21 protein-coding genes and 1 tRNA gene are annotated in these 26,275 nt (G+C 65.5%); 9 read left to right on the forward strand and 13 right to left on the reverse strand.

Annotated elements, in window-relative coordinates; translation table 11 throughout:
* Positions 1–4 precede the first annotated feature (4 nt).
* A complete protein-coding gene (locus BLR19_RS03975) occupies positions 5–1,456 on the forward strand; it encodes an oligogalacturonate lyase family protein (RefSeq protein ID WP_091747437.1) in 1,452 nt (483 codons plus the stop codon).
* Between the two features lie 207 nt (positions 1,457–1,663).
* On the forward strand, positions 1,664–4,420 hold the full coding sequence (locus tag BLR19_RS03980) for a TonB-dependent receptor (protein WP_176758263.1): 2,757 nt from the start codon (positions 1,664–1,666) through the stop codon (positions 4,418–4,420).
* 118 nt (positions 4,421–4,538) lie between these two features.
* Here the strand turns inward: BLR19_RS03980 and BLR19_RS03985 are convergent, their stop codons facing one another.
* Genes BLR19_RS03985 through uxaC form a run of 3 tightly spaced genes read right to left on the reverse strand, consistent with a single transcriptional unit; the run spans position 4,539 to position 8,923 of the window.
* A complete protein-coding gene (locus BLR19_RS03985; RefSeq protein ID WP_055754853.1) occupies positions 4,539–6,038 on the reverse strand; it encodes a UxaA family hydrolase in 1,500 nt (499 codons plus the stop codon).
* Between the two features lie 3 nt (positions 6,039–6,041).
* On the reverse strand, positions 6,042–7,511 hold the full coding sequence (locus tag BLR19_RS03990; RefSeq protein WP_091747443.1) for a mannitol dehydrogenase family protein: 1,470 nt from the start codon (positions 7,509–7,511) through the stop codon (positions 6,042–6,044).
* Positions 7,508–8,923 carry a glucuronate isomerase gene (gene uxaC, locus BLR19_RS03995; RefSeq protein ID WP_091747444.1) on the reverse strand — a complete coding sequence of 472 codons (1,416 nt, stop codon included), beginning with the start codon at positions 8,921–8,923 and terminating at the stop codon, positions 7,508–7,510. Before uxaC ends, BLR19_RS03990 begins: the two co-directional genes overlap by 4 nt.
* 210 nt (positions 8,924–9,133) lie before the next feature.
* On the opposite strand from uxaC, the gene BLR19_RS04000 reads away from it, so the two are divergent.
* Both BLR19_RS04000 and BLR19_RS04005 read left to right on the forward strand, forming a co-directional pair.
* Positions 9,134–9,209, forward strand: a tRNA-Thr gene (locus BLR19_RS04000).
* Positions 9,210–9,230: 21 nt separating this feature from the next.
* Positions 9,231–9,857: a TetR/AcrR family transcriptional regulator gene (locus BLR19_RS04005; protein WP_055754850.1), complete on the forward strand. Its 627-nt coding sequence runs from the start codon at positions 9,231–9,233 to the stop codon at positions 9,855–9,857.
* Here the strand turns inward: BLR19_RS04005 and BLR19_RS04010 are convergent.
* Genes BLR19_RS04010 through BLR19_RS04020 form a run of 3 tightly spaced genes read right to left on the reverse strand, consistent with a single transcriptional unit; the run spans position 9,854 to position 12,786 of the window.
* Positions 9,854–10,618: a prepilin peptidase gene (locus BLR19_RS04010; RefSeq protein ID WP_091747447.1), complete on the reverse strand. Its 765-nt coding sequence runs from the start codon at positions 10,616–10,618 to the stop codon at positions 9,854–9,856. The two genes, BLR19_RS04005 and BLR19_RS04010, sit on opposite strands and share 4 nt — an antisense overlap.
* Positions 10,619–10,651: 33 nt before the next feature.
* Positions 10,652–12,520 carry a ferrous iron transporter B gene (locus tag BLR19_RS04015; protein ID WP_091747449.1) on the reverse strand — a complete coding sequence of 623 codons (1,869 nt, stop codon included), beginning with the start codon at positions 12,518–12,520 and terminating at the stop codon, positions 10,652–10,654.
* A complete protein-coding gene (locus BLR19_RS04020; RefSeq protein ID WP_055754847.1) occupies positions 12,520–12,786 on the reverse strand; it encodes a FeoA family protein in 267 nt (88 codons plus the stop codon). Before BLR19_RS04020 ends, BLR19_RS04015 begins: the two co-directional genes overlap by 1 nt.
* Before the next feature lie 151 nt (positions 12,787–12,937).
* Between BLR19_RS04020 and BLR19_RS04025 the strand changes: the two genes are divergently transcribed.
* Positions 12,938–13,441: a c-type cytochrome gene (locus tag BLR19_RS04025; RefSeq protein WP_091747452.1), complete on the forward strand. Its 504-nt coding sequence runs from the start codon at positions 12,938–12,940 to the stop codon at positions 13,439–13,441.
* Between the two features lie 4 nt (positions 13,442–13,445).
* On the opposite strand, the gene BLR19_RS04030 is transcribed toward BLR19_RS04025, so the two are convergent.
* The 4 genes from BLR19_RS04030 to BLR19_RS04045 form a co-directional block, all read right to left on the reverse strand.
* Complete coding sequence (locus BLR19_RS04030) at positions 13,446–16,652, reverse strand: efflux RND transporter permease subunit (RefSeq protein ID WP_218119351.1); 3,207 nt, start codon at positions 16,650–16,652, stop codon at positions 13,446–13,448.
* A complete protein-coding gene (locus tag BLR19_RS04035; protein WP_091747458.1) occupies positions 16,652–17,755 on the reverse strand; it encodes an efflux RND transporter periplasmic adaptor subunit in 1,104 nt (367 codons plus the stop codon). Before BLR19_RS04035 ends, BLR19_RS04030 begins: the two co-directional genes overlap by 1 nt.
* A 112-nt stretch (positions 17,756–17,867) precedes the next feature.
* Positions 17,868–18,452 (reverse strand): hypothetical protein, encoded by a 585-nt coding sequence (locus BLR19_RS04040; protein ID WP_369818828.1) that lies wholly within the window; start codon positions 18,450–18,452, stop codon positions 17,868–17,870.
* Positions 18,453–18,637: 185 nt separating this feature from the next.
* Positions 18,638–19,402: a class II aldolase/adducin family protein gene (locus BLR19_RS04045; protein ID WP_091747462.1), complete on the reverse strand. Its 765-nt coding sequence runs from the start codon at positions 19,400–19,402 to the stop codon at positions 18,638–18,640.
* Positions 19,403–19,575: 173 nt separating this feature from the next.
* Here BLR19_RS04045 and BLR19_RS04050 point away from each other — a divergent pair, with 173 nt between their 5' ends.
* From BLR19_RS04050 to BLR19_RS04060, 3 genes are all read left to right on the forward strand, one after another.
* The gene (locus BLR19_RS04050; protein WP_091747466.1) at positions 19,576–20,700 is read left to right on the forward strand and encodes a DUF2336 domain-containing protein; all 1,125 of its coding nucleotides are present in this window, start codon (positions 19,576–19,578) and stop codon (positions 20,698–20,700) included.
* 73 nt (positions 20,701–20,773) lie between these two features.
* Positions 20,774–21,526 (forward strand): NAD kinase, encoded by a 753-nt coding sequence (locus tag BLR19_RS04055; protein ID WP_091747469.1) that lies wholly within the window; start codon positions 20,774–20,776, stop codon positions 21,524–21,526.
* A 61-nt stretch (positions 21,527–21,587) separates the two neighbouring features.
* Positions 21,588–22,064, forward strand: coding sequence for an Hpt domain-containing protein (locus BLR19_RS04060; protein ID WP_176758264.1), 477 nt, complete (start codon positions 21,588–21,590; stop codon positions 22,062–22,064).
* A gap of 118 nt (positions 22,065–22,182) precedes the next feature.
* On the opposite strand, the gene BLR19_RS04065 is transcribed toward BLR19_RS04060, so the two are convergent.
* On the reverse strand, positions 22,183–23,322 hold the full coding sequence (locus tag BLR19_RS04065; protein ID WP_091747475.1) for a SpbR family protein: 1,140 nt from the start codon (positions 23,320–23,322) through the stop codon (positions 22,183–22,185).
* A 223-nt stretch (positions 23,323–23,545) separates the two neighbouring features.
* Positions 23,546–24,343 (reverse strand): transglycosylase SLT domain-containing protein, encoded by a 798-nt coding sequence (locus BLR19_RS04070; protein WP_091747478.1) that lies wholly within the window; start codon positions 24,341–24,343, stop codon positions 23,546–23,548.
* Positions 24,344–24,509: 166 nt separating this feature from the next.
* On the opposite strand from BLR19_RS04070, the gene BLR19_RS04075 reads away from it, so the two are divergent.
* Positions 24,510–25,241 (forward strand): TonB family protein, encoded by a 732-nt coding sequence (locus BLR19_RS04075; protein WP_091747482.1) that lies wholly within the window; start codon positions 24,510–24,512, stop codon positions 25,239–25,241.
* Here the strand turns inward: BLR19_RS04075 and BLR19_RS04080 are convergent.
* Positions 25,238–26,251 carry an NAD(P)/FAD-dependent oxidoreductase gene (locus tag BLR19_RS04080; RefSeq protein ID WP_255366423.1) on the reverse strand — a complete coding sequence of 338 codons (1,014 nt, stop codon included), beginning with the start codon at positions 26,249–26,251 and terminating at the stop codon, positions 25,238–25,240. The two genes, BLR19_RS04075 and BLR19_RS04080, sit on opposite strands and share 4 nt — an antisense overlap.
* Positions 26,252–26,275 lie beyond the last annotated feature (24 nt).

Raw genomic sequence — 26,275 nt, forward strand, 5'->3', positions numbered from 1 at the left:
CCCAATGACGACCTCGAGACGCACCGCCCTGAAAGCTCTGCTCAGCGCCCCCGCCGTCGGCGCCTTCACCACGACGACCGCTCAGGCGCGGACCACGCCGGCCGTCCCGCAAGCGCCGGGACAGACCCCCGTCTGGCCCGCGCCCAACACCGCCCCGCCCTCGACTCAAGAGACGCCGGTCGAGCGGCCGCGCTGGGACGGCCCGGTGCCGACCGAGTGGGTCGATCCGAAGACCGGCCATCGCATCCGCCGCGTCTCGCCCGATGGCGGGGGCGGAAAGCCTTATTTCTACAAGAACATGTTCTTGCCCAAGAAGGTCGGGGCGCCCGACCTGATGGTCATCTCGACGCCTCAGGGCATCTCAACCGTCGATCTGGCGACCTGGGCCGTCAAAGTCTTGGTTCCCGACCATGACGCCGACCTGATGTTCACGGGCCGCAAGGGGCGCAACGTCTATTATTCGGTGACCACACCTGGCGAAGTTCAGTTGATGGACCGCGCCAAGACCCTGTTCGTCATCGACGTTGACACCAAACAGCGTCGCGAGATCGGCCGCATTCCGAACGGCCAGATCAATTCGGTCAATGCCGATGAGACGCTGCTCTTGGGCTTCGTGGCCTATGACAGCCAACCGCTCCAGCCGACCGTGCCCGACCCGCGCAACCGCCGCTTCGACCAGGCCGAGTACGAAGCTGATGGGCCGGACGGAAAGCCGCTGAACTTCGCCCGCGCCAAGGGCGTGCGGATGCTTCAACGCTGGGCCGCGCGCTATCCGATGGAAATCTTCGTCATCGACCTGACCACGGGCGAGCGACGCGTGATCCACAAGACCAACGAATGGATCGGCCACACGCAGTTCTCCCCCACCGATCCCCAGCAGGTCATTTTTTGCCATGAAGGGCCTTGGCACCGCGTGGATCGAATGTGGGCTATCCGCGCAGATGGCACGGGCCTGAGAAAGACCCATCAGCGGACGATGAACTTCGAGATCTTCGGCCACGAATGGTTCAGCCCGGACGGCAAACAGGTGCTCTATGACCTGCAAACCCCGCGCGGCCAGGTCTTCTGGGTTGCCTCGGTCGATCTGGAGACGGGCCGCCGGGTCTATCGTCGGGTCGAGCAGAATGACTGGTCGGTCCATTACAACGTCTCGCCGGACGGCAGTCTATTCGCTGGCGACGGCGGCGACGGCGACATGGTCGCTCATGCGCCCGACGGTAAATGGCTCGTCCTGCTGCGCCCGGAACCGATCGTTGATGAAGATCCGTCAAGCGACAAGGACAACCAGATCTTCGTCGAATATCTGCGCTCCGAGCGGATCGTGGATCTGTCCAACCACGACTACAGGCTTGAGCCGAATCTGACTTTCACACCGGACGCAAAATGGATCGTCTTCGTGTCGAACATGCACGGCGCCAACCACGTCTATGCTGTCGAAATCGATCGTGGCGCTTAGAACCATCGGCAGCTTCTCGAGCCCTAACGCCTGAGATGTCGAGGATTTATCGACGTTCTCGGCGGAATCTCTCGGTCCTGATATCACCTTGTTGCAAAATGCGGGAAGCTGTTGCAATAAGCGACACGTCGCTAATCCGAATATACGCGACAGCATGCCACAAAATGACACCGGTGCCAGATGGACGCCGGGATGGGGAGAGAACGAATGCGACGGACCAACACCCGGACTCTGTGCGTGGTTGGCGTATCCCTGGCGGCCCTGATGGGTGCGTCGGCGGCTGCGGCTCAGGCGGTTCCTGCCTCAGAACCCGTCACGCAAGACGCCGCCCAGGACGCAACCGTGGTCGATGAAATCGTCGTCACCGGCTTCCGGTCCAGCCTGCAACAGGCGCTGAACATCAAGCGCCGCGAAGCCGGAGCGGTGGACGCCATCCTGGCTGAAGACATGGCCGACTTTCCCGATCAGAACCTGGCCGAAGCGATCCAGCGCCTGCCCGGCGTGACCATCGACCGTGTGAACGGCCAAGGCACCACCATATCGGTGCGTGGTTTGGGTTCCGATTTCACCCGCACTCGCATCAACGGCCTGGAAGCCCAGGCTGCGTCTGGCGGCAACCGCAACCGCAGCTTCGACTTCTCAATGTTCGCGTCCGAACTGTTCAACAGCATCAAGGTTCGCAAGACGCAATCGGCCGAGATCGAAGAGGGCTCGCTGGGCGCCACCGTCGATCTGCAGACGGGTCGCCCCCTGGACTTCAGCGGCAGCGGCCTGAACTCCGCCCTGTCTGTGCAGGGCTCGTACAATGATCTGTCTGAGAAGACGGTGCCGCGGCTCGCGGGTCTGCTCAGCTGGTCGAACGAGGACCGAACCTTTGGCGCCCTGGTGTCAGTCGCCTATTCCGAGCGGTCGCCAATCCTGGGCAGCTTCAACACGACGCGTTGGCAAAAGGGCGACCCGTCAAACGTCAATGCCGCCGGCAACCCCTATGGGCGCGGCCAGAACTTCGGCGGCTGCATTCCCTGCACCACGACGGCGCAACGTGACGCCGTCCTGAACGCCTTCTATCCCCGCATCCCGCGCTACACCTTGGGCAATACTCAGGAAGACCGCCTGGGCATGACGGGCGCGCTGCAATGGCGGCCGAGCGACCGCACCGAGGCGGTGCTGGACGTCCTGTGGTCGCGGTTTAATTCGGAACTGGAAAGCCCGAACATCGAAGCCTGGTCGTTCAGTCGCGCCAACGTCAACAGCGTCGTCGTGCGCGATTATGCGATCGACGCCGACAAGAACATCCTGTCCTACGGCGTATTCGACAACATGCTGGTGCGCGCCGAGAACGGCTTCACCCGCAACGAAAGCAACTTCTACCAGGCCTCTCTGAACGTCCGCCACGATTTCAGCGACCGGCTGCATGGCAATCTGAAGGTCGGCGCCAACCGATCCGAAGCCCGCACGCCGCTCAATGTAGCCTATGCCTTCGAGGCCGCAGGCGTAAACGGCTATACCTTCGACTTCCGCGAGGATGATCGCCGGCCGCGCATAAACTACGGCTTTGACGTCACTTCGGGTCAACGCTTCACCCTGGTCAATGCGACGCGCAGTAACGCCGGCGGCAACTTTGACAATAAGGTCGGCGCCGGCTCGTTGGCCTATGACTGGTCCGACTCCCTGACCTTCAAGATCGGCGGCGAGTATCGCACCTACGGGTTCGAGACCTTTGGCCTGACGCGGACCAAAACGTCTCCGACCGGCGCCGATCGGCTGACCGGGGTCGACAGCATCGGACGCGTCGTCAGCATCGGGGATGGAGTAAGCGCCGGCGCAGGCTCTGATCTCAGCTTCATCGTTCCCGACATTTCAAAGATTGCTGATTTCCTCAGCTTCTATGACGATCCCTTGGTCCCTAATCGCAGCGAGCGTGAAGTGGACGAAACGGATAAGGGCGTCTTCCTCCAGGCCGACTTCAATACGACTGTCGGAGGTATGGTCCTGCGCGGCAATGCCGGCATCCGCTACGCCCAGACCGAGGTCACTGCCAAAGGCTGGCAAACGATCGCAGTGGGGACGCCGCCGGTCACGACTTATGACTATGTGACAACCGACAACGACTATGACGACGTCTTGCCGTCCTTCAACCTGGCGCTGGAGCCGCGTGACGACGTCGTGATTCGCCTGGGCGCCGCCAAGGTGATGTCCCGTCCAACCCTCGGCGATCTGACCCCGGGCGGCAGCGTCTCACCGACCACCCGCACAGTCTCCTACGGAAATCCGCTTCTCGACCCGTTCCGCGCCACCAACTACGATTTCTCGGTCGAGTGGTATTTCCAGAATGAGGGCCTTTTGGCCGCCGCCGTCTTCTACAAAGACATCGACAGCTTCATCACATCCGAAACAGTCGGTATCCCCTACAACCAGCTGGGCCTGCCCAACGAATTGCTTCAGGGCGCTGCCAGCCCGACTGACATCTTCCAGGTCACGCGCCGCCTGAACGGCGAAGGCGGCGCGCTGAAAGGGATCGAAATCCAGTATCAGCAGCCCTTCACCTTCCTGCCCGGTCTGTGGTCCAACTTCGGCTTCACCGGGAACGTCACCTGGGTTGATTCCGAAGTCAGCTACGGCACGGCCGGCAAGAACCGCCTGACCGGCCAGTCGAAGAACACCGCCAACGCGACCCTGTATTATGAGGATGGGCCGTTCCAGGCCCGCGTCTCGGTCGCACACCGCAGCCAGTATCTGCTGTCCTTCCCCGGCGCGAACGGCAACTCCGAAGAAGGCGTCAACGACACCACCAATGTCGATGCCTCGATGTCCTACGAGTTCACGCCGAACCTGACCTTCTCGCTTGAAGGCATCAATCTGACGGACGCCTACACCGACCGTTATGTCGATGTGACCAACCGCGTGTCCGACTACCGTCACACCGGCCGAGAGATCGCCGTGGGATTGCGCTGGAAGTATTGAGCTTCCCTCCCTGACGCCTCCAGCGTGACAAACTAAAGGCCCGGAGCGGACAGCTCCGGGCCTTCTTTTTTACCCAGGAAAAAGGCGGCGATTGAGGTTTTCGGATCCCTCGCCGCCTCTACAAATACGCCCCCACCTGCCAGGGCACGAACTCGTTGTCGCCGATGCCGAGGGCCTCGGATTTGGACGGCTCGCCTGACGCGACATCAAGCATTTTGCGGAAGATGACCCCGCCGACCTCGGCCAAGCTGGTTCCCGTCAGGACGGGCGAGGCGTCGATGTCCATGTCCTCGTCCATCCAGTTCGCCAGCCTGGCGTTGGAGGCGACCTTGATCGACGGGGCGGGCTTGGCGCCGAAGACCGAGCCCCGGCCCGTGGTGAAGACGATCAGATTGGCGCCCGAGGCGATCTGGCCCGTCGCCGAGCACGGGTCGTAACCGGGGCTGTCCATGAAACTGAGGCCCTTGGCCTGAAGCGGTTCGGCGTATCCGATCACGTCGTTCAGCGGGGTCGAACCGGACTTGGCCACCGCACCCAGCGACTTTTCCAGGATGGTGGTCAAACCGCCCTTCAGATTGCCGGGCGACGGATTGTTGTTCAGCTCCATCTGATGGCGATCCGCATAGTCACGCCACCACGCCAGACGCGCGTTCAGCTTGTCCGCAACGTTCTGCGACGCCGCGCGCCGGAGCAGCAGATGTTCCGCACCCCAGATTTCGGGCGTTTCCGACAGCATGGCCGAGCCCCCGTGCGCGACCAGCAGATCGACTGCGGCGCCCAAGGCCGGATTGGCGGTGACCCCGGACCAGCCGTCCGAACCCCCGCATTGCAAGCCGACGGTCAGGTAGGACGCGGAGACAGGTTGGCGCTGGACCTTGGCGGCGTCCACGACCAGATCGCGTACGATCTCGATCCCGGCCTCGATCGCCCGGGCCGTGCCGCCAGCCTCCTGGATCGTCAGGGCGTGCAGATGCGGGCCGGATTGAAGGCCTTCGTTGGCGAGCCAGGCGGGTATCTGATTGGCCTCGCAGCCCAGGCCTACGATCAGGATGGAATGGAAGTTCGGGTGCCGGGCATAACCGGCCAAGGTCCGCTGCAGCAGGGTGACGTCGCTGCTGAGCGATGAGCCGCCGCAACCGCCTTGGTGAGTGAAAGCGACCACGCCATCGACGCCCGCAGGCAGGATGGAATCCGGGAAGGCGTCGGCGATGCGGCGCGCCACTGTGGCCGAACAGTTCACGCTGGTCAGGACGCCGATATAGTTGCGCGTGCCGACGCGGCCGCCTGGGCGAACGATGCCGCTGAACGTCACGCCCGACAACGCCGCAGGCGGACGCAGGTCGGCCCCGACCTCGGCTTCACGCCCGTCCTCCGCCATGGCCAGGTTGTGGACGTGGACGTGAGCACCGGCGGCGATAGCGGTCTTGGCGCGCCCGATGACCTGGCCGTAGCGGCGGACCAGACCGCCCGCCTCCATCGCATGACGGGCGATCTTGTGGCCGGTGGCGATGTCGGCGCGCGCCGGCGCGGTCAGGCCATCAGGCGTATCGCCGCTGGCGATGTCGTCCAGGGCGATGGCGACATCGTCGGCGGAGTTCAGGATCAGGACGCGAGACATGGACTACTCCGCGACCAGACGCGCGGCCTCGACCGCGCCGTTCTGGCTGACCGACAGATAGGTACCCGTGACCGCTGCGACGAACCGGTCGTCGGCGGCCAACGCAGGCGGGAAGACGGCGGACAGGCTCAGCAGAGTCGAGACCCGCGCCAGATCATTGTTGGCGCCGGCCAGAAGTTCGGCGGTCTTAGCCGCCAGCGGATCGTCGACGACGAAGGCCTCGCCGCTCTCGGTCACGCCCGACTGCCATCTCATCCAGGCGGCGATTCCCAGGGCCATGGCCTCGATCCCCTGCCCCGCCGCCAGACGTTCGGCGGCGCCGGCCAGCAGGCGCTGGGGCAGTTTCTGCGAGCCGTCCATGGCGATCTGGCGCGTGCGGTGCATCAGAGCCGCATTGGAGAAGCGGGCCATCAGCGCCTCGCGATAGGCGGGGATGTCCAGGCCCGGCGGCGGGTTCAGCGTCGTTTCGGCCTCGTCCCACAGGGCCTCGACATAGGCGCGGAACGCGGGGACGGCGACAGCCTCGTGGACATGCTCGTAACCCGACAAAGCGCCCAGATAGGCGATCGCCGAGTGGGCGCCATTCAGCAGGCGCAGCTTGGCGTCCTCCCAAGGCTCGACCGCGTCGGTCAGTTGCACGCCGAGAGACGCGAAGTCGGGCCGATCGCCGGCGAACCAGTCCTCGATCACCCACTGGGTGAAGGGTTCGGCCTTGACCATGCCCCGGTCCTCGACTCCGAGACGCGCGGTCAGGCGGACGATGTCGTCGGAGGTGGTCGCCGGGACAATCCGATCGATCATCGTCTGGGGGAAGGCGCCCTCGGCTTCGATCCAGTCCGCCAGCGACGGGTCGATCCGGCGCGCCATGGCGATGACCCCGGCACGGATACGCTTGCCGTTGTGGGGAAGGTTGTCGCAACTGATGACGGTGAAGGGCTTCAGCCCCGCCGCCCTTCGCGCCTGCAACGCCGCGACGATGAATCCAGGCGCGGTGCGGGGCGCGGCGATATCAACCAGATCGGCCGCGACATCAGCGTCGCTCAAAAGCAGGTCGCCGGTCGCCGGATCGAGGCGATAGCCCTTCTCGGTCACGGTCAGGGTGATGATGTGGACATCGGCGTCGGCCATGGCGGCGACCAGGGCGGCGGGGTCATCCGGCCCGACCATCACGCCTGCGCAGGCGCCGATCACCCGCAGATGATCGTCCGATCCGTCACGCACGACCAGGGTGTACAGCCCGTCCTGCGGATTCAGCTGATCGCGTACACCGGGCGACCGAAGCGAAGCGCCCAGCACACCCCAGCGCGGATCGCCCGACCTGATCGCATCGTCGAACACGACCGCCTGGTGGGCGCGGTGGAAGGCGCCGATGCCCAGATGGACGACACCCGTCTTCACCTGGGCGCGGTCGTAGCCGGGGACGGCGATGTCGGCGGGCAGCCCCGTCAGGCCGGCTTGGTTCAGTCTACTCACAGCTTGTAGGCCGCCTTGACCAGGCCATAGGTCAGAGCGTGGGCCAGTTCGTGAGCCTCGTCCTCCTCCATCCGATGCTCGACGACCAGTTTAGCCAGGAAGCCGCAGTCCATGCGCCGCGCCACGTCATGACGGGCGGGAATGGACAGGAAGGCGCGGGTGTCGTCGTTGAAGCCGACGGTATTGTAGAAGCCAGCCGTCTCGGTGACCTGCTCGCGGAAGCGACGCATCCCTTCGGGACTGTCGTGGAACCACCAACTGGGTCCCAGCTTCAGAGCCGGATAGTGGCCGGCGAGTGGCGCGAGTTCGCGGCTGTAAGTGGTTTCGTCCAAGGTGAACAGGATCAGAGACAGACGGCTGTCCGAGCCGAACCGATCCAGCAGCGGCTTCAGCGCGCGCACGTAGTCGGTCTGGGTCGGGATATCGCAGCCCTTGTCACGGCCGAAGCGGTTGAAGACGGTGGCCGAGTGGTTACGGAAGCTGCCGGGGTGAAGCTGCATCACCAGACCATCCTCGACCGACATGGCGGCCATTTCGGTCAGCATCTGGCCGCGGAACAGTTCGGCGTCGACAGCGCTGGCAGGGGCGGTCGAGACACGCCGGAACAGGGCCTCGGCTTCGGCCTTTGGCAGATCGGCAGTGAAGGCGGTCGGGTGGCCGTGATCGGTCGAGGTGGCGCCCATTTCAATGAAGAAGGCGCGCCGGTCGCGCAGGGCCTGGAGGTATCCGTCCCAGCTCAGCGTATCGCGGCCGGTCTGCTCGGCCAGAACCCTCAGATTGTCGCGGAACCCTTCATAGTCCGGATCTAGAACCGGATCCGGGCGATAAGCGGTCAGCACCCTTCCCTTCCAGCCCGAGGCTGCGATGGTCTTGTGATGCTCCAGCGTGTCCAGCGGGCTCTCGGTCGTGGTCAGGACTTCGATATTGTAGCGATCGAAGAGGGCGCGCGGCCTGAAGCCGTCGGTCTTCAGGGCCGCATCGATTACGTCGTAATAGTGATCCGCCGTCTCGGCCGACAGGCGCACGTCGATGCCGAAGGCCTCGGCATAGACCCAGTCGTGCCACATCCGTGAAGGCGTCCCCCGGAACAGGTGATAGTTCTCGGCGAAGCGCCGCCAGATCTCGCGTGGATCGGTCTCGACCGGCCCGCCATCGGCGCGCGGCACGCCCAGATCCTCCATCGCCATGCCCTGCGAGTGCAGCATGCGGAAGACGTAGTGGTCGGGTGTGATCAGAAGTTCGGCCGGATTGGCGAAGGGTTCGTTCAACGCAAACCAGCTCGGGTCCGTATGACCATGCGGGCTGATGATCGGCAGCCCCTTGATCTCGCCATACAGACGACGCGCGATCGCCCGGGTGTCGGCGTCCGCCGGAAACAGGCGATCGGGGTTCAGTTTGAGCGGATGAACCATAGCGTTTCTCATTGCCTCGTGGCGGAGGCTTGGTTCGCCTCTCGATCTTGATCCAACAAGCCTACAACATGGACCGCAAAAAGACACCGGTTACCATCATCGAACCTCAGCTTGTTTTCGGCGTCGGACGTCGGATTTTAGGCAAGGCGGCGCTGGCGCCTTGCGTCCGGGCGCGAGGCTGGACATAAGGGCCGCTCACCGCCCGTGCGGGCCGGCTTAGCTCAGTTGGTAGAGCGCCAGTTTTGTAAACTGGATGTCGCGGGTTCGATTCCTGCAGCCGGCACCACGCCTTTCGACCATCGGGGACATGGCCGACACAACCAACAAGCTGGGCCACAAGATCGGTGCGCGAGGCGGCAGAACCCGCCAAGCGATCCTCGACGCTACCCAACGCCTGTTGAACGAGCGGCATTACGGGGAAATCCGCGTCGCCGATCTGGCCTCGGCCGCCGGCGTGTCGCCGTCCAACTTCTACACCTATTTCAAGACGGTCGAAGAGCCTGTTCTGGCGCTGTGCGAGGTCGCCGCGACGGATTTCCAGGGATTGGCCGCGCATTTCCAGGCCGACTGGCCGGGCGACAAGGCCTTCGTCATCGCGCGCGCCTTTATTCTGAATGTGATGGCCATCTGGCGCAGCCACGGTCAGGTGCTGCGTGTCGAACATATGCTGGCGGACAATGGCGACGCGGCCTTCGTCGAAAGCCGGGTGCGCCGTTTGCGCCGGCTTCACCTGTCCATCGAACGCCGCGTGGCCCAGGCCCACGCCAGCGGTCTGCACCCCAAGGACTACAATCCGCGTCTGGCCTCGTATCAGATCGCCTCCATCGCGGAATCGACGGCGGCCAGTTTCGATCTCTTGCGGCGGGCCGATACGCCAGAGGCCATTCTGGACACGGCGGCCATCATTATCGTGAAGCTGACGACCGGACGTTAGAGGCCCAACGGTCCATAAAGCCACGTCAACCAGATCCCGACGGCCAGGAAGACGCCGAAGGGCAGCTTCTCCGATCCGCTGACGCTGCGCCGGACCACCAGAATGCCGAAGACCAGACTGAGCCCGACCGCGCAGGCCCACAGCAGCACGCTGGGCAGGCCCATCCAGCCGACCCAGGCCCCTGCCCCCGCGAACAGGAAGGGGTCGCCTCCCCCCAGTCCCTGGCGCTTTCGGACGAGTTGGTAGAGCCAACCGACCAGCCACAGACCACAGAACCCGACAGCCGCACCGATCAGATGGGAAAAACCGAGGCCCCAATCCAGGATCAGGGCGACCGTAACCCCTGTCGAGATCAAGGGCAGCGTCAGACTATCCGGCAGCCAGAAGTGTTCGCCGTCGACGATGGCGATCAGCAACAACTGCCAACCCAGAACGGCCGTGGCGGCGATCATGAACGCTGAGGTGGCGCCTGTCGCACCCCACACCCCGGCCCAAATGCCGACGCCGGCCGACGCCAGTTCGATCAGGGGATAACGCGGCGAAATTCGGGTGTGGCATCGCGCACACCGACCGCGCAAGGCAAGCCAGCTGAAGACCGGCACAAGCTCCCAGGGGCGTAACGTCTGATCGCAGCCCCGGCACCGCGAGCGGGCGACGACGATGTCCTCGTCGCGCGGCAGGCGAACGCTGACGGCGGCGATGAAACTGCCGACGATCAGGCCCAAGCCGCCCATGATGGCGGCGGCGAGTACAGCATTCATCAGGGCGTCCCGAAGGCGGCGAACCCCTCTGGCTTAGCCGCCACCTAGCGCCACCGCCACATGATAGGTCACCAGCGACGCCAGATAGGCCAGACCGAACATGTAGCCGATCATGATCCAGGTCCATTTCAGCGAGTTGGTCTCGCGCCGCACGACGCCCAAGGTCGCCACGCACTGGGGCGCAAAGATGTACCAGGCCAGGAAGGACAACGCCGTCGCCAGCGACCAGTGCGACGCCAGGGTCGACGCCAGAAGGCCCGTCGCATTTTCGGCGTCAGCGATGGCGTAGGTCGTGCCCAGCGCCGCCACCGCGACCTCGCGCGCCGCCATGCCGGGGATCAGGGCGATCACCATCTGCCAGTTGAATCCGATGGGCGCGAAAACGGGCTCGAGCGCCCGGCCGATCATGCCCGCGAACGAATAGTCGATGGCCGGCAGGGTCGCATTCTCCGGCGGATAGGGGAAGGTCGCGAGCACCCACAGAATGATCACCAACGGCAGGATGATGCGGCCCGCGCGGTTCAGGAAGATCTTGGCCCGAAGCCACAGATTGAAGCCCACGCTGCGCAGGTCCGGCGTCTTGTAGGCCGGAAGCTCCATCATGAAGGGCTCGACCGCGCCGCGCCAGAACACCTTGCGGATCAGCAGGGACACGATCAGGGCGCTGACGATCCCGGCAGCGTACAGTCCAAACATCACAAGGCCTTGCAGGTTCGCAAAGCCCCAGACCGTCTCATTGGGAATGAAGGCGGCGATGATCAGCGTATAGACCGGGATGCGCGCCGAGCAGGTCATCAGCGGGGCGACCAGGATGGTGGTCAGGCGATCGCGTCGCGAATCGATCACCCGCGCCGCCATGACGCCGGGAATGGCGCAGGCGAAACTGGACAGCAGGGGTATGAAGGCCCGGCCGTGCAGCCCTGCGCCGCCCATGATCTTGTCCATCAGGAAGGCCGCACGGGCCATATAGCCGAAGTCTTCCAACGCGATGATGAACAGGAAGAGGATCAGAATCTGCGGCAGGAACACTAGCACGCTGCCGACGCCGGAAATGATGCCGTCCACGATCAGGCTTTGCAGCAGACCGTCGGGCAGCACATTGGCGACCAGACCGCCCAACCAGGCGATACCGGCCTCGATGCCGTCCATCACGGGCGCGGCCCAACTGAACACGGCCTGGAACATCACGAACAGCAGGGCGAACAGGATCAGCAGCCCGCCGACCGGATGCAGCAGCACCGAATCGATCCTGCCGGTGAGTGTGTCAGGCCGTTCGGGGGGGCGGACGCAGGCCTTCATGATCCGCTCGGCTTCGCGGGCGGCGGTTCGTAACTCGGCGGCGTCCGGACTGCGCCATTGGCTTTCGGTCACGGCGGCGACGGCGGCGTGGTCCTCAATGGCGGCGACCAGATCGTCGATGCCGCGCCTGCGCGTGGCCACGGTGGTGATGATTGGCACGCCCAGTTCGGCGCGCAATCGCTCCAGATCAATGCGCAGGCCCTGGCGCTGGGCGATGTCATACATGTTCAACGCCAGAACCATCGGCCGGCCGACGGCCTTCAGCTCCAGAATCAGGCGCAGGACCAGACGCAGATTGGTGGCGTCGGCGACGCAGACCACCACGTCGGGCGGCGTCTCGCCGGCCAATCGCCCCAGGACGGCGTCGCGCGTGACCTCCTCGTCCGGGCTGCGCGCGCGCAGGGAATAGGTGCCGGGCAGGTCCAGCACCGACATCGTGCGGCCCGAGGCGGCGCGGATCAGGCCTTCCTTGCGCTCCACCGTCACGCCGGCGTAGTTGGCGACCTTCTGGTGAGCGCCGGTCAGGGCGTTGAACAGAGCCGTCTTGCCGCTGTTGGGGTTTCCCACCAGTGCGACGCGAGCAGTCTTCAGCGCAATGTCCATCAGGCGGCGCCCAGCCGGATCGAGAGGCTTTCCGCCTCGTGGCGACGCAGGGCCACGCGCATGTCGTCCACCTTCATGGCGATCGGGTCGCGTCCGAACAGACCTTCGTGCAGCAGTTCGATCTGCGCGCCTTCGACAAAGCCCAGTTCAAGCAGACGGCGTTCCAGCTCGACCGCCTCGCCCTGATGGTGACAATGGGCGCCCACCTGAACGATGACGCCGCGATCGCCGCGTCGGGCCTGGCTCAACTTGATGGTGTCGGTCAATTCTACGCTCGCACGGGCGAGGCCGCTCCCCAACGGCTCCGCGTTTCTTTGACACTGATTATCAGGTGCGAGGGGGCTACGTCCAGCAGGACAGCTTGACCAATTGCCGCGCCGGTGCGTTGCGGTATCACAAGGCAAACAGGAAGCCTCCATGACACGCCACGCCCTCGTCGCCCCCCTTTTTCTGGCCCCGGTTTTGACCTTGGCCGCCTGTGGTCAGGGCGAGCCGTCCGCAACCAAGCCTGCCGCGCCGGTCCACGTGCTAACGGATGCGGAAAAGGCGACCCTGCTGGCCTCCCTGCCCGCCCCCTACAATGCGGGCGATCTCGAGAACGGGCGTCGGGCGTTTGCGCGCTGTCGCGCCTGCCACACTATCGGCGAAGGCGGCCCGGACATGGCGGGGCCAAACCTGTACGGTGTGTTCGGCCGCAAGGCGGGCGATCGCCCGCGCTATAATTATTCCAACGCCATGCGTACGGCGAACTTCACCTGGGACGCCGAGAAGCTGGATCACTGGCTGGAAAACCCACGCACCTTCCTGCCCGGCAACAAGATGACCTTCCCCGGTCTGCCCGACGCCACGGATCGCCGCGACGTCATCGCCTTCCTGAAGGTGGAGACGGGCTACAAGCCGGAGCCTGCGCCCGCCGCCTGATCGGTCAGGCCTCGGGCAATTCCCTGGGGCCGCCTTCGCGCAGTTCCTGAGCCTCCCACTCCTCGATCTTGCGGGCGGTCCATTCCGGCGACTTGGTGAAGCGCGCCAGGACGCCATAGATCACCGGCACGACGAACAGGGTCAGGACGGTGGCGAAGATGGCGCCGGTGAAGATCACCACGCCGATCGTCTGACGGCTGCCGGCGCCTGCCCCTTGCCACAGCACAAGCGGCAGGGCGCCGAAGGCGGTGGCGATCGAGGTCATGATGATCGGACGTAGACGCAAGGACGACGACTCGATGATCGCCTCCCGGATCGACCGTCCCTGGTCGCGCAGCTGATTGGCGAACTCGACGATCAGAATGCCGTTCTTGGCCGCCACCCCGATCAGGATGATCAGACCAATCTGGCTGTAGATGTTCAGGCTGGAGCCCGCCATCAGCAGGCCGAAAAGCCCGCCCGCCGCCGCCAGCGGCACCGTCAGCATGATGACCGCAGGCGTGATCCAGCTTTCGAACTGGGCCGCCAGAACCAGGAAGACGAGCAACAGCGCCAGACCGAACGCCGCGAACACCGCCCCGCCCGCTTCCTGCTGATCGCGCGCCGCCCCACCCCACTGGGTGACGACGGCGCCTTGCGGCTGCTTCGCCGCCTCGGCGTTCAGGAACTGAATCGCGTCGTCGATCGTGGTGCCGGGATTGAGGTCTGCCTGGAGGGAGATCGCGCGCTGACGATCCAGGCGGCGACGGTCCGGCGTGTCGCCGCTGGTCTTGGTCGTGACCACGGCCGACAGCGGCACCAGTTGGCCGCCTCCGGTCGCGACATACAGGGCTTCCAGGTCGGCGACCTCACGACGATTGTCGCGCTCGGTCTGCAGGATGACATCGTATTCCTGACCGCCCTTGATGTAGGTCGTGGCGCGGCGAGAGCCGAACATGGTCTCCAGCGTGCGGCCGATCGACTGGGACGAAACGCCCAGCGCGGCGGCTTTCTGCGGATCGACATCGACCAGCAGACGCGGTGAGTTCGGCTCATAGTTCAGGCGTGGACGCGAGAAGCCGGGATTGGCCTGGGCCGCGGCCAGCATCGGCTGCAGCCAGGCGTAGATCTGCTGATAGTCGCTGCCGGTCGCGATCAGCTCGATGGAGTTGGAGTTGCCGCCGCCGCGCTGAAAGGCGCCGGGCGTCGAAGCGTTGACCTGGGCGCCCGTCTGGCCGCGCAGCTTGCCGTTCAATTCCTGAGCGATCTCGGCCGCCGAGCGGTCGCGCTTGGACCAGTCGGCGAGCGTGAGAACGGCGTTTCCCGAGTTGAAGCTGCCGCCGCCGAAGCCTGGCGCGGACACCAGATAGCTGTCGGCCTCGCCGCTGGTCTTGTATTCGGCCAGCAGAGGCTCCAGCCCCAGCATGATCTTGCGGGTGTAATCAAAGCCCGCGCCTTCGGGCCCGGCGACGCGCACCGTGACCCGGCCGCGATCCTCGTCCGGCACCAGTTCGTTGGGCAGGGTCAGGAAGATGCCGCCCGCGCCCGCAGCAACTAGCAGGATCAAGGCGCCGACGCCGATCACGGCGATGCGACGGCCCAACAGCATGTCCAGCGACCGGCCATAGGACGACTTCAGCCGGTCCATGCCCCAGTCGACCTTGCGCGCCACCCAGCCGCCGCCATGGGCGGGTCGCAGAATCTTGGAGGCCAGCATCGGCGACAGGCTGAGCGCCAGGAAGGCGGAGAAGGCCACGGCCGCCGCGATCGCCGCAGCCAGTTCGACGAACAGACGTCCGACATAGCCGGGCAGGAACAGCAGCGGCGCAAACACTGACAAGAGAACGATGGTGGTGGCCACGACCGCAAAGAAGACTTGGCGCGCGCCGCGTTCGGCGGCAACCAGAGGCGGCTCGCCCAGGTCCAGACGACGCTGGATGTTCTCGACCACCACGATGGCGTCATCGACCACGAGGCCGATGGCCAGAACCAAGGCCAACAGCGTCAGCAGATTCAGCGAGAAGCCCAGCGGCGCCAGGACGATGAAGGTCGCCAGCAGACAGATCGGCGCCACGATGGACGGGATCAGCGCGGCCCGCAGACTGCCCAGGAAGATGAAGTTGACCAAGGCCACCAGGGCCATGGAAATGCCGATGGTGATCCAGACCTCGTCGATCGCGTGCGAGGTGAAGACCGAGTTGTCGGATCCGACCTCGATGGTTACGCCCGGCGGCAAGGTCGGCCGGATTTCCTCGATCATCTTGTGGACGCCGTCCGAGATGGCGAGGTCGTTCGACTGCGCCTGCCGGGTCACGGCCAGGCCGATCTGATCCATCCCGTTGCCGCGGAACAGACGACGATCTTCTTCCGGCGCCTCCTCGACGCGGGCGATGTCACCAAGGCGCGTCACATAGGTCGGCTGCCCCTGGATTATGGCAGACGAGCCGCTGCCCGTCCCTGTGGCGACTGTCGCCGAGGTCGAGGCCGAGCCGCGCGTGCCGATTGGCAGTTGGCGGAAGTCTTCCGGTAGGGCGTAGGTGCGCGCCACGCGGACGGTGTAGTCCTTGTCCGTCGATTCCAGCGAGCCGGCGGGCAGTTCGACGTTCTGGTTCGTGAGGGCTGTCTCGACGTCGTTGACCGTCAGGCCCCGCGCCGCCATGGCGGCGGAATCCAGCCAGATCCGCATCGAATAGCGCTGCTCGCCATAGATGTTGACTTGGGCCACGCCGGGCACCGTCGCCATCCGGTCGATCAGATAGCGGTCAGCGTAATCGGTCAGCTGAAGCCGGTTCATGCTGGTCGAGCGCAGGAAGACGATGATGATCGGCTGGCTGTCGGAATCGGCCTTGGCCACCTCGGGCGGATCGGCCTGATCCGGCAGGCGGCCGACCACGCGGCTGACGCGGTCGCGCACGTCGTTGGCGGCGTCATCGATATTGCGGTCCAGCGAGAACTCGATGTTCACGTTGGAGCGCCCGTCGCGGCTGGTCGAGTTGATGCGCTCGACGCCCTGGATGCCGGCGATCTGCTGCTCCACCGGCTCGGTGATCCGGCTCTCGATCACCTCGGCCGAGGCGCCGGCATAGCTGGTGTTGACCGAGACGATGGGCGGATCGACGTCCGGCAGTTCACGCACGGGCAGGAAGAAGAAGGCCGCCGCGCCGATGACGCACAGCACGATGGCCGCGACGGCCGCGAAGACGGGCCGCCGCACCGAAACATCGGACAGCATCATTTGGCGGCGCCCGACTTGCGACCTTGGCCGCCCACGCTGACCGGTGCGCCCGGCTGAATACGGTTCAGGCCCGATCCGACGATGCGGTCGCCTGCCTCGATACCGGACAGGATTTCAACAAAGCCGTTCTCGACGGCTCCGGTCTCGACCTCGACCCGCTGAGCGGTGGAGCCGTTCTGGCCGGGCGCGATGCGATAGACGAAGGCGCCGGCGCCTTCGTATTGCACGGCCGACTCGGGCACGGCGGCGCTCTGACGCTGGCCCTGCTGGACCGCCACGCGCATCAACATGCCGGGACGGATGCGACCGCCGGGGTTGGGGAACTCCGCGCGCGCGGTTGCGGCGCGGGTCGTTTCGTTGACGCGCGTGTCGATCAGGGAGATCCGGCCCGTGAACGGCTCGTCACCATAGGCGTCTGCCGTCGCGGTCAATTGTGCGCCGGGACGCAGCAGGTTCAAATAGCGCTCAGGCAGGGGGAAATCGACGCGGATCGTTGAGGTGTCGTCCAGCGTCGTGATCACCGCGCCCGGGTTGATCAGCGTGCCGGGCGTCACCGTGGTCAGACCGACACGACCTGAGAAGGGCGCCCGGATCACCCGGTCGCCGCGACGCGCCTGGGCCGCCTGCAACGACGCCTGGGCGGTTTCGAGCGCGGTCTCGGCCTGTTCCAGCATGACCTGGGGCGCGACGCCTCGGTCGGCCAGGGCCTTGTAGCGATCATATTCACGCTGGGCCTGATTGACGTTGGCGCGGGCCTCGATGATGGCCGCGTCTTCCTCGCGCGCCTGAAGCTCGACCAGAGGCGCACCGGCCGAGACATATTGGCCGTCCGCGAACAGGACGCGGGTGATCAGTTCGGTGGTTGAAGAGGTGACGTTCACCGAGCGCTCGCCGCGCGCCACGCCCAAGACGCGAACCTGGTCCGAGAAGGGTCGCTGCGCCACGACAGCCTCAGACACCTGCTGCGCTCCGCGTCCGCGACCGCCGCCCGGCCCTGCCGCCTTCTTTTCATCTCCCGCGGAGACTTTGACGATGGCGGCGACTACCATCAGGGCAAGCAGGACAGCGGCGGCGACGAGGAAGAAGTGACGTTTGATCACGCGGGGGTCTCTCGGTCAGGGGGACGCCGCATGCATTACCGGGTAATGAAGTGCGCGCAATGTTACGTATCAGTAACGTGCCGGATCACATTTTCCGTCGCAGAAATCTTCCCTAAAATCTTCGCCAGATCGCAATAACGGGCCCACGGGTAATCGGGATCTCCTGGCCTGCGACGGTTTGTCTCCATCCGGCCTGCATGCTCCATGCGCCGAAATCACGCACGACCGAGACTTCCAGGGACAGCCAGCGCGCGCCGCCGTCGGCCGCGCCGCCGAACGCCTGACCCAGCACCATCCAATCTTCGCCGATCCGGGCACCCGCCGTGGCGTCGATGCGGGTTTCATCCGGCAGGCCGTCGCGAAGACGGCGTGCGGCCTGAAGCTCGACGAATGCGCCGTCCATTCCCGAGCGCTCGCCCATAGGGCCGAGGGACCGGCCAATCGAGACTCGCGCTTCCCAATCGTGATCGCCGACGCCCGGCGCGGCATAGCCGGCATTGCGCCCCTCCCCGGCCTGGGTATAGCCGCCGTAAAGGCTGACGGCGTTGCGGTCGTCGCGCCAGACCTGCCAGGTCGCACCGATCTCGATGGGGCCGCGCCCGCTGTAATCGACGAAGGCGTCCTCGCCGTCCTGCCAGTCCGCCTTCAGCTGAAGCGTCAGCCGATCCGACACGCCGTATTCGGCGAACAGCCCCAATGTGGCGTCACGCCGCTGGCCCAGCAGATCACGCTCATCGCCAGCAGCGTCGAAGCCCGTGTCGGCGCTCAGCCGCTCGTATTTGACGATGGCCTGGCCCTTGCCCTTCGGCTGGGTCCAGGCGCCGGCGAGAGCTTGGGTCGGCGTCAGCGCCGCGAGGACCAGCGCCCCCGCGACAACGGGACCTAGGCGTCGTAGCCCGGCGACTTGCGGTCGAGTTGGCGCAGCGCGCCCGGCCAGGCTAGCGAAGAGATGAAGCCGATGCCGCGCCCCTGCTCCTTGGTCTCGGCCTGCGCTTCGTCCGGCGCCAGCAAGATGTGCTCGCGCCCGCCAGACAACGCCGCAACCTGCTGCGCGCAGGCCCTCTCCAGAAAGAAGATGCCGATCCATGCCTGAGCCGCCGTTTCCCCGACCGCCAGCGTGCCGTGGTTTCGCAGCAGCATCAGCGGTTTGTCCCCCAGGTCGGCGACCAGACGTTCGCGTTCGTCATGGTTCAGGGCCAACCCTTCGTACCCATGATACGCAACCTGATGCTGCAGTAAACACGCGTTCTGACTGACGGGGAGCAAACCCTCTGCCTGAGCGGCGACGCCCACGCCGTTCACTGTATGCAGATGGATGACGAACTTGGCGTCTTCGCGCGCGGCGTGGACGGCCGAGTGGATCGTGAAGCCCGCCGGATTGATGAAATAGGGCGTGTCCTGGACGATGTTCCCTTCCAGATCGACCTTCACCAGCGACGAGGCCGTAATCTCGTCGAAGTAGAAGCCGTACGGATTGATCAGGAAATGATGCTCCGGCCCGGGCACGCGCGCCGAGATATGGGTGAAGATCATGTCGTCCCAACCGTTCAAGGCGACCAGCCGATAGAGAGCCGCCAGCTCGACACGGACCTGCCATTCGGCTTGGGACACGCGCGACTTGATCGAGGGACTGGTTCCGTCCGCCATGATTTCCTCCTGCCTCTGGATGGGCTTTTACAAACCGTCACCCCGCGCGGTCGCGTCGTCAAGCCGACAAGGCCGCCGTTGACGTGACGTCACTCCCCGCAGCGGCCTTGCTTAACCCGGTCTTCATCACGCAAGCATATGGTTAAGCATCGTCGCCGGTTCGGGGAGCCGCCTTGTCTGTCGTTCAACTGGAGCCGCCCCGCGACGCCTGGGACGACCGGACTGTGTCTGAGCTTCTGGCGCTGGCCAGCAGCCGTTCGGCCGACGACCGTCAGCGCCTGCTGCTGAAGGTCACCTCGCTGTGTGAATCCAATCCGCCGCCGCCCAAGGTCGCGCCGCTGCTCAGCGACATTTTCCTCGCTCTGACAGCCCAGGCCGAGCGGGATATTCGACTGGCCCTGTCCGAACGGATCGCGGGCGTCGACTGGGCGCCGCCTGCGCTGGTCAATATGCTGGCGCTGGATGAGATCGAGATCGCCCGCCCGGTCATCACCTCCAGCCCGCTTCTTCAAAACGCCGACCTGATACGCCTGCTGATCGAGGCGACGCTGGAGCATCAAATCGCCGTCGCCCGGCGCCCGCAGCTGGCGCGGCCGGTCGTGGACACGATCGTCGATCGCGCCGAACCCGTCACCATGACGGCGCTGGCGTCCAACCGTACGGCCGACATTGGCGAAGACGCCATGCGCAAGCTGGTCGATCATTCGCGCCGCATCGCGGGCCTGCGGGCGCCGTTGACGCGTCACCCCAGGCTGAACGAACAACTGGCTCAGCAGCTTTATCAATGGGTCGGCCAGGCTCTGCGTCAGTCGATCGGCGAACGCTTCCGCATCGACGACGCCCAGTTGAATGCGGCGGTTCAAGACGCGGCGGCGAAGGCTGCCGGCAGCCCGGAATGGCGCGCCATGTCCGCCCGGATGACCGAGGATCGCGTACGCATCGACGCGGAACGACGACTGGTGGAAAAACTTCAAGCCGCCGGCCAGCTGCGCCCCGGTCTGCTGGTCCGCGCGCTGCGAGAACAGCGTTTCGAACTGTTCGAACAGACGCTGGCGGTCCTGGGCGGCTTCAGCGAGGCCCAGGTGCATCACGCCATCCGCGCGCCGACCGCCGAACCGCTTTACCTGGCCTGCATTGCCGTGGGCGTGGATAAGGCCGTCTTCGCCTCTCTTTTGGTGGAAGTGCGCAAGCTTTCGGGCGGAATGCCTGCCGACGGCGGCTGGAAGGCGACGCCGATGAGCGCACACGCCGCCTCTCGCGCCTTCCATCAGATGATGCAGAAGCCCGCGACCGTTTGACTCTCGCCCTAAGCTCGGGCCACGTCGCCAAGTGACTCAGTCAAGCCCCTCCCCCCTGCCGTCATCGCCCCGATTGGCCTTCGTCGCCAGCGACCGGCCCGAAGCCCAGGCGGCGCGCAAGGCCCTGATCGCCCACTATGGTGCCGTGCCTGAAGACGAGGCCGATGTGATCGTCGCATTGGGCGGCGACGGGCAGATGCTGGAAACCCTGCACGGCAACCTGCGCCAGCGCACGCCCGTGTACGGGATGAACCGGGGGTCCGTCGGCTTTCTGATGAACGACTACGACGACAAAGGTCTGCTGGAGCGGATCGCGACGGCCGAAAGGACTGTCATCCACCCTCTGCAGATGGACGCCTGGACCGAAAGCGGCGAAGTCCACACCGGCTTGGCCATCAACGAGGTGTCGCTGCTGCGCCAGACGCGCCAGTCGGCCAAGCTGCGCATCACTGTCGATGAACGCGTGCGCCTGGAAGAACTGTCCTGCGATGGCTGCCTCGTGGCGACGCCTGCGGGATCGACCGCCTATAACCTGTCGGCGCACGGCCCGATCATTCCTCTGGACGCCCGCATCCTGGCCCTGACGCCGATCAGCGCCTTCCGTCCCCGTCGCTGGCGCGGCGCCCTGTTGTCGCACGGCGCCAAGGTGCGGTTCGAGGTCCTGGAGGCCGACAAACGCCCGGTCTCGGCCACCGCCGACAACTTCGAGGTCCGCCGTGTCGCACGCGTAGAGGTGCGCGAGCGTCGTGACGTCACCCTGACCATGCTCTTCGATGCGGGCCGGTCGTTCGATGAGCGGGTGATGGCCGAACAGTTCGCGAACTGATCGGTCACGGCTTCTTAAGCCCGCTACCGTATCTTGGCGTGAACGTCCTATGGAGCCCGCCATGAGCAATCCGGCGCAGATCACCCCTCCGACCAACTCGCTACGTCTCAAGGTCGGCGGCGGCTTCGGCATCAACGCCGACGCCATCGCTCGTGCAGAGGAGGCGCTGAAAGCCATGTCGGCCCAGTTCGGCCAGTGGCTGAACGACGAGATCGTCAAGCTGGACAAGGCTCAGGCCGACATCCGTGAGCAGGGCTACACCCCCGTCACCGCAGAGGCTCTATATTTCCGCGCTCATGATCTGAAGGGCTTGGGCACGACCTATGAATATCCGCTGGTGACGCGCATCGCTGGTTCGTTGTGCAAGATGCTGGACGAAGCCGATCGCCGAATGACTGCGCCGATCGCCATCCTGGACGCCCACATCGACGCCATCCGCGCCGTGGTCCGCGACCAGATCAAGACTGACGAACATCCGACCGGCCGCGCCTTGGCCGAGACCCTGGAAGCGCGCGTCGCAGATCACCTCGCAGGCTGAAGTCCCTCCAGCCGTTTGCGAAGGCCCGTCGTCTCTGGCGGGCCTTTTTCTTTGAGCCTGATCGGTCGAAACAAATCGCTTCGCGATCTCGTCGATGCCGTGAATCAAGCTCTCAGGATCAGGCCGCGTTGGCGGCGGTCAGGCTAAGCGACGGCGACTGATCCAACCGCTCCATCAGATAGGCCAGATCGTCGCGCAGTACGGCCGGACGCTGGGTCAGGAACCGCTCCAGCATCTGATCGCGGAAATAGGCGCTCGACGTATCGATCCCCTCCGCCGCCAGCGCACGCCAGGTGTCGACCCCCGCGCGGAAGGCCTGGAACAGGCGCGGCGGCAAACCCGCGCGATCATAGATGGCCTTCAGCCCCAACGGGCCGGCGTCATGCACCATCAGCCAGGCGCGGTGATGGGGCGTGTTGGCCAGCTCGGCCAGCCCATATTCGAACATCGCCATCTGACCCCGCGCCAGTCCGCGCAGCAGCAGCGATGCATTCAGGACGCGACGGGCGTTCAGCTGGGCCATGAAGGCTGCCAGATCGGCGCTGGCGCTGGCCTGATCGACCAGATCGACCGTCATCCGCTCACGAGAGTATTGGGCCAGACGGATCGCGGTTTCCGGCGCCACAGCGTGATGGCTGATCAAATGTTCGCGCACCGCCTCGCTGGCCAGTTGGATCAACCGTTCGGTCACATGCAGCGGCAGGACCTGGCGATAGGCTACGGCGGCCAGGACTTCAGGCGCTTCGGCGAAACGACCGACGACGGTCGCCAGCGCCCCTTCGGACAGATCGGCGTTGTCATTCGCCGCCAAGGTGCGAACCGACTGCTCGCAGCCTTCGGCCGCCAACACGGTCGCGACATCGCGCGACACCCGCGCCCGTCCCGCCACGGCGACCTGACGCACGACCGATCCGGCACGCACGATCTCGATCAGATCCTCGTCGCTGAACGCCGGCGAGGAAGCGATGATCGGCAGGGCGATGCTGTCCAGATCGCCGGCCAGCTTGCGGGCCACGTCATTGGGAATCAGATCGGACGCCTTCAGGGTGACGGCCATGGCGCGACGCACCAGTTCGGCGGCGTCATTGGCCAGCAGACGCAGGATTTTCTGCGCCGCCGCCCGGTCGTCCTCATTCAGTTCCGCGCGCTCCATGTTGCGGCACAGCTTGTGCGCCGCCTCGGCCCGCTCGTCGTCGTCCGTCGCCTTGATCAGGCGTCGAATGTCCACTTCTGTCAGGCGGGCGCGGAAGGCGGTCATGGACGGCTCGTGAGGGAATCGGACGTTGATCCCAGAATGAGACTGCCATGCTTAACGGGCGGTTTACCATCGGTTGCAATGCAACGACTCAGAGCCTGATCGCTTTTTTGACGAACCGCTGCGCGGTTCGGCTGAAGCGTGAATCAGGCTCTTGCTTCAATCTGGAGCCTGATTCACGGCATCAGCGAAGTCGCGAAGCGACTTCCCCTCTACCGATCAGGCTCTAGGTCGATTCTTTGCCATTTGGCGCGAAAGCGCCGCCGAAGCCGCTGCTGGACGATCCGTCCTGACCGAGCAGCAGCGCCAGCAGACCTTGATCCTGCTTCAACCGATCCAGACGCGCGGCCAGCATCTGGTCCTTGTCGCTCAGATTCGGCAAGGCGTATTTCGTCTCGCCGGCTCCAGCGGCGGGTGCGCCCTCGCCGGCTGTGCGCTGCAGATTGGCGTGGACCTCGGCGACCGTGGCGGCGCGTCCATTGCGATAGAAGATGCTGCGGTTGGCCCGCGCAGCGTCGGGGAACAGCGCTGCGGCGCTGCCGCCCGGATTACGATCCATCGCCTCCATCAAACCGGCGGCCCCAGCCGGCCCCAGGAAATGAGCCGCATACAGATCGCCTGCGCCCGGTTCCTTGCCCGTGCGTCCGCGCAGATAGGCGGCGTTGGACGCCGTCAACTCAGCCGCCATGGTCGAGGCCGCATGGGGATCGAACCGCAGGTCCAGCACCACGTTGCGCGCCGAACCCTCGACCCGCCAACGTCCGTCCGATCCACGATGGATCAGGTCGGCGTACTGGCCGTAGCCGTGCTGGGCCCCATGCTGCTTGACCGTGCCCAGCCAAGTCTGCTCGATGAATTGAAACAGGCCGGCGGCCGACGAGGTCGGGGCCTTGGCCGACGGGTTCATCGCGCTCTCGCGCCGCGCGGTCTTGACCAGGAAGTCATAGTCCACGCCAACGGCGTTCGACGCGCGCCGGATGGCCGCCTCTACTCCGCCTGTCGATGGAATCGCTCCGATACCCATGTGCGAAGGGTCGGCGAACGTAGTTAACCAACTCTTAATTCTTAACGGCCGCGTTAACGCCTCGACCTTCGTCGAACGGGAAAACTTCGCCGTAAAGCCGCCACAACCTGCGCGCTCAACTTCCAGTTACGGGCGCTGCGGGGGCGGTGAACGAGGGAGTGACGTTATGATGATCCGTGCTGCCGGTGGTCCCGGCTTGATCAGCCCGATCGACTTCGGGGAACGCAAGAAACCCATCCCGCGCTGGATGCTGGGCGCCATCGGCGTCTCGGTCGTCCTGCACGTTGCGGCGGGGGTGGCGCTTTATAATCAAAGGTTCGAGCTAAGTGCGGCGCCCATCGACGACATCCTCGACCCGCCGGTCTCGGTGATGATGGCGCCGCCCAAACCCAAGCCCTTGCCCACGCCCGAAACGGCGGCGCCGCCAACACCCATTCACAAGTCGGCGATCCCCGTGCCCTCGACGGTGCAGACGATCCCGCTGACGCCGCCCGAGCCCGGCGTCGTGACCGCTCAACCCGGTCTGCCGACCATCAGCGTCGCCCCCACCGGCGTCGAGGGCGGCACGGCAACCGTCGAGACGCCGCCGCGCCCGCCGTCGGTGATCAACAATCCATCTTGGGCCAGCCGGCCTTCGGCGGCGCAGATGGCGCGGGCTTATCCGAGCCGCGCCGCAGAGAACGGCACGCCGGGTTCGGCGACGCTCAGTTGTGTGGTCAATGCGGACGGCGGCCTGAACGGCTGCCGGGTCGTGGGAGAGACGCCGAGCGGCCAGGGCTTCGGCCGCGCCGCGCAGAGCCTGACGCGGTCGTTCCGCATGAACCCGCGCACTGTGGACGGCCGACCTGTCGACGGCGCGACCGTCAACTTCACCGTCCGGTTCGCGATGGAGGGCTAGAACCGACCAGGGTCGAGGGCGCGGGCGTGCGGCGACGCCGTCCGCCCCTCGATCGCATCGGCGACCACGGCGCCGACCAAGGGCCCCAGCAACCAGCCGTTTCGACGCGGCGCCAAGGCCATGAACAGACCCTCTGCACCGGGCGCCGCGCCCGCGAGCGGCAGACCATCCGCCGTCGCGCCCCGGATGCCGACGCGCCATTCGATAGACAGCGGCTCAGGCGACCGACCCAGCGCAGCCCAAGCCGCCTGCGTCAGGCGCTCGGACGCCTCGGCATCCGGCGCCGTATCCCGCCGCCCCGGCTCCATCGTCGCTCCGATGACCGCGCCAGACGCCATTGGCGCGACATAGGCGCCTGGTCCGCGCACGACATGATCGACAAGATGTTCGGCTGCGACGCCGATCTGTCCGCGGATCGGCTGGATCTCCTCGATCAATCGGCGCGCGACATCGGGCAGACCGGCAATGGCGTCACAGGCGCCGGTGGCCAGCACGACCGCCTCCGCATCCAGCCATCGATCACCGACTTTGAGCCGCCAGCCGCCATCGGTGCGGGCGATCGTCGTCACCGTCCCCGCCACGACATCCTCGCCCAGCGCCTGCTTTAGCGCTGCCAGAGCCTGTGCTGGCTCGACCTGATAATCGTCATCTGTCGTGACGCCGGCGCCATCGCGCCGCGCGTCGAAGTTCAGTGCGCGCAACCGCGCCTCCATCGCCCCCACATCGCGGCCTCTCCACTCGGCGGGTCGACGTGCCAGAGCGATGCCGGCGGCGCTCGCGAACTCGGACCACAGGTCGCGTCCCGCCCGAAACAGTTGGGCGCGATCCAGCGACACGTCATCGATGGCTGATTCCATCGCCGGGGCGATCATCCCCGCAGCCACCAGGGAGGCGTTCACCTCGCCGGGATCGACCACCAACACCGCCCGGCCGCCCCGATGCAGCTCATACGCCGTACAAAGCCCCAGTACGCCGGCGCCGACGATCACAATGGAAGAGGAAGACGTCACGGGCCGTCTGATCGACCCGTGACC

The sequence above is a fragment of the Brevundimonas sp. 374 genome (assembly GCF_900102995.1).
GTDB classification, from domain to species: Bacteria; Pseudomonadota; Alphaproteobacteria; order Caulobacterales; family Caulobacteraceae; genus Brevundimonas; species Brevundimonas vesicularis_C.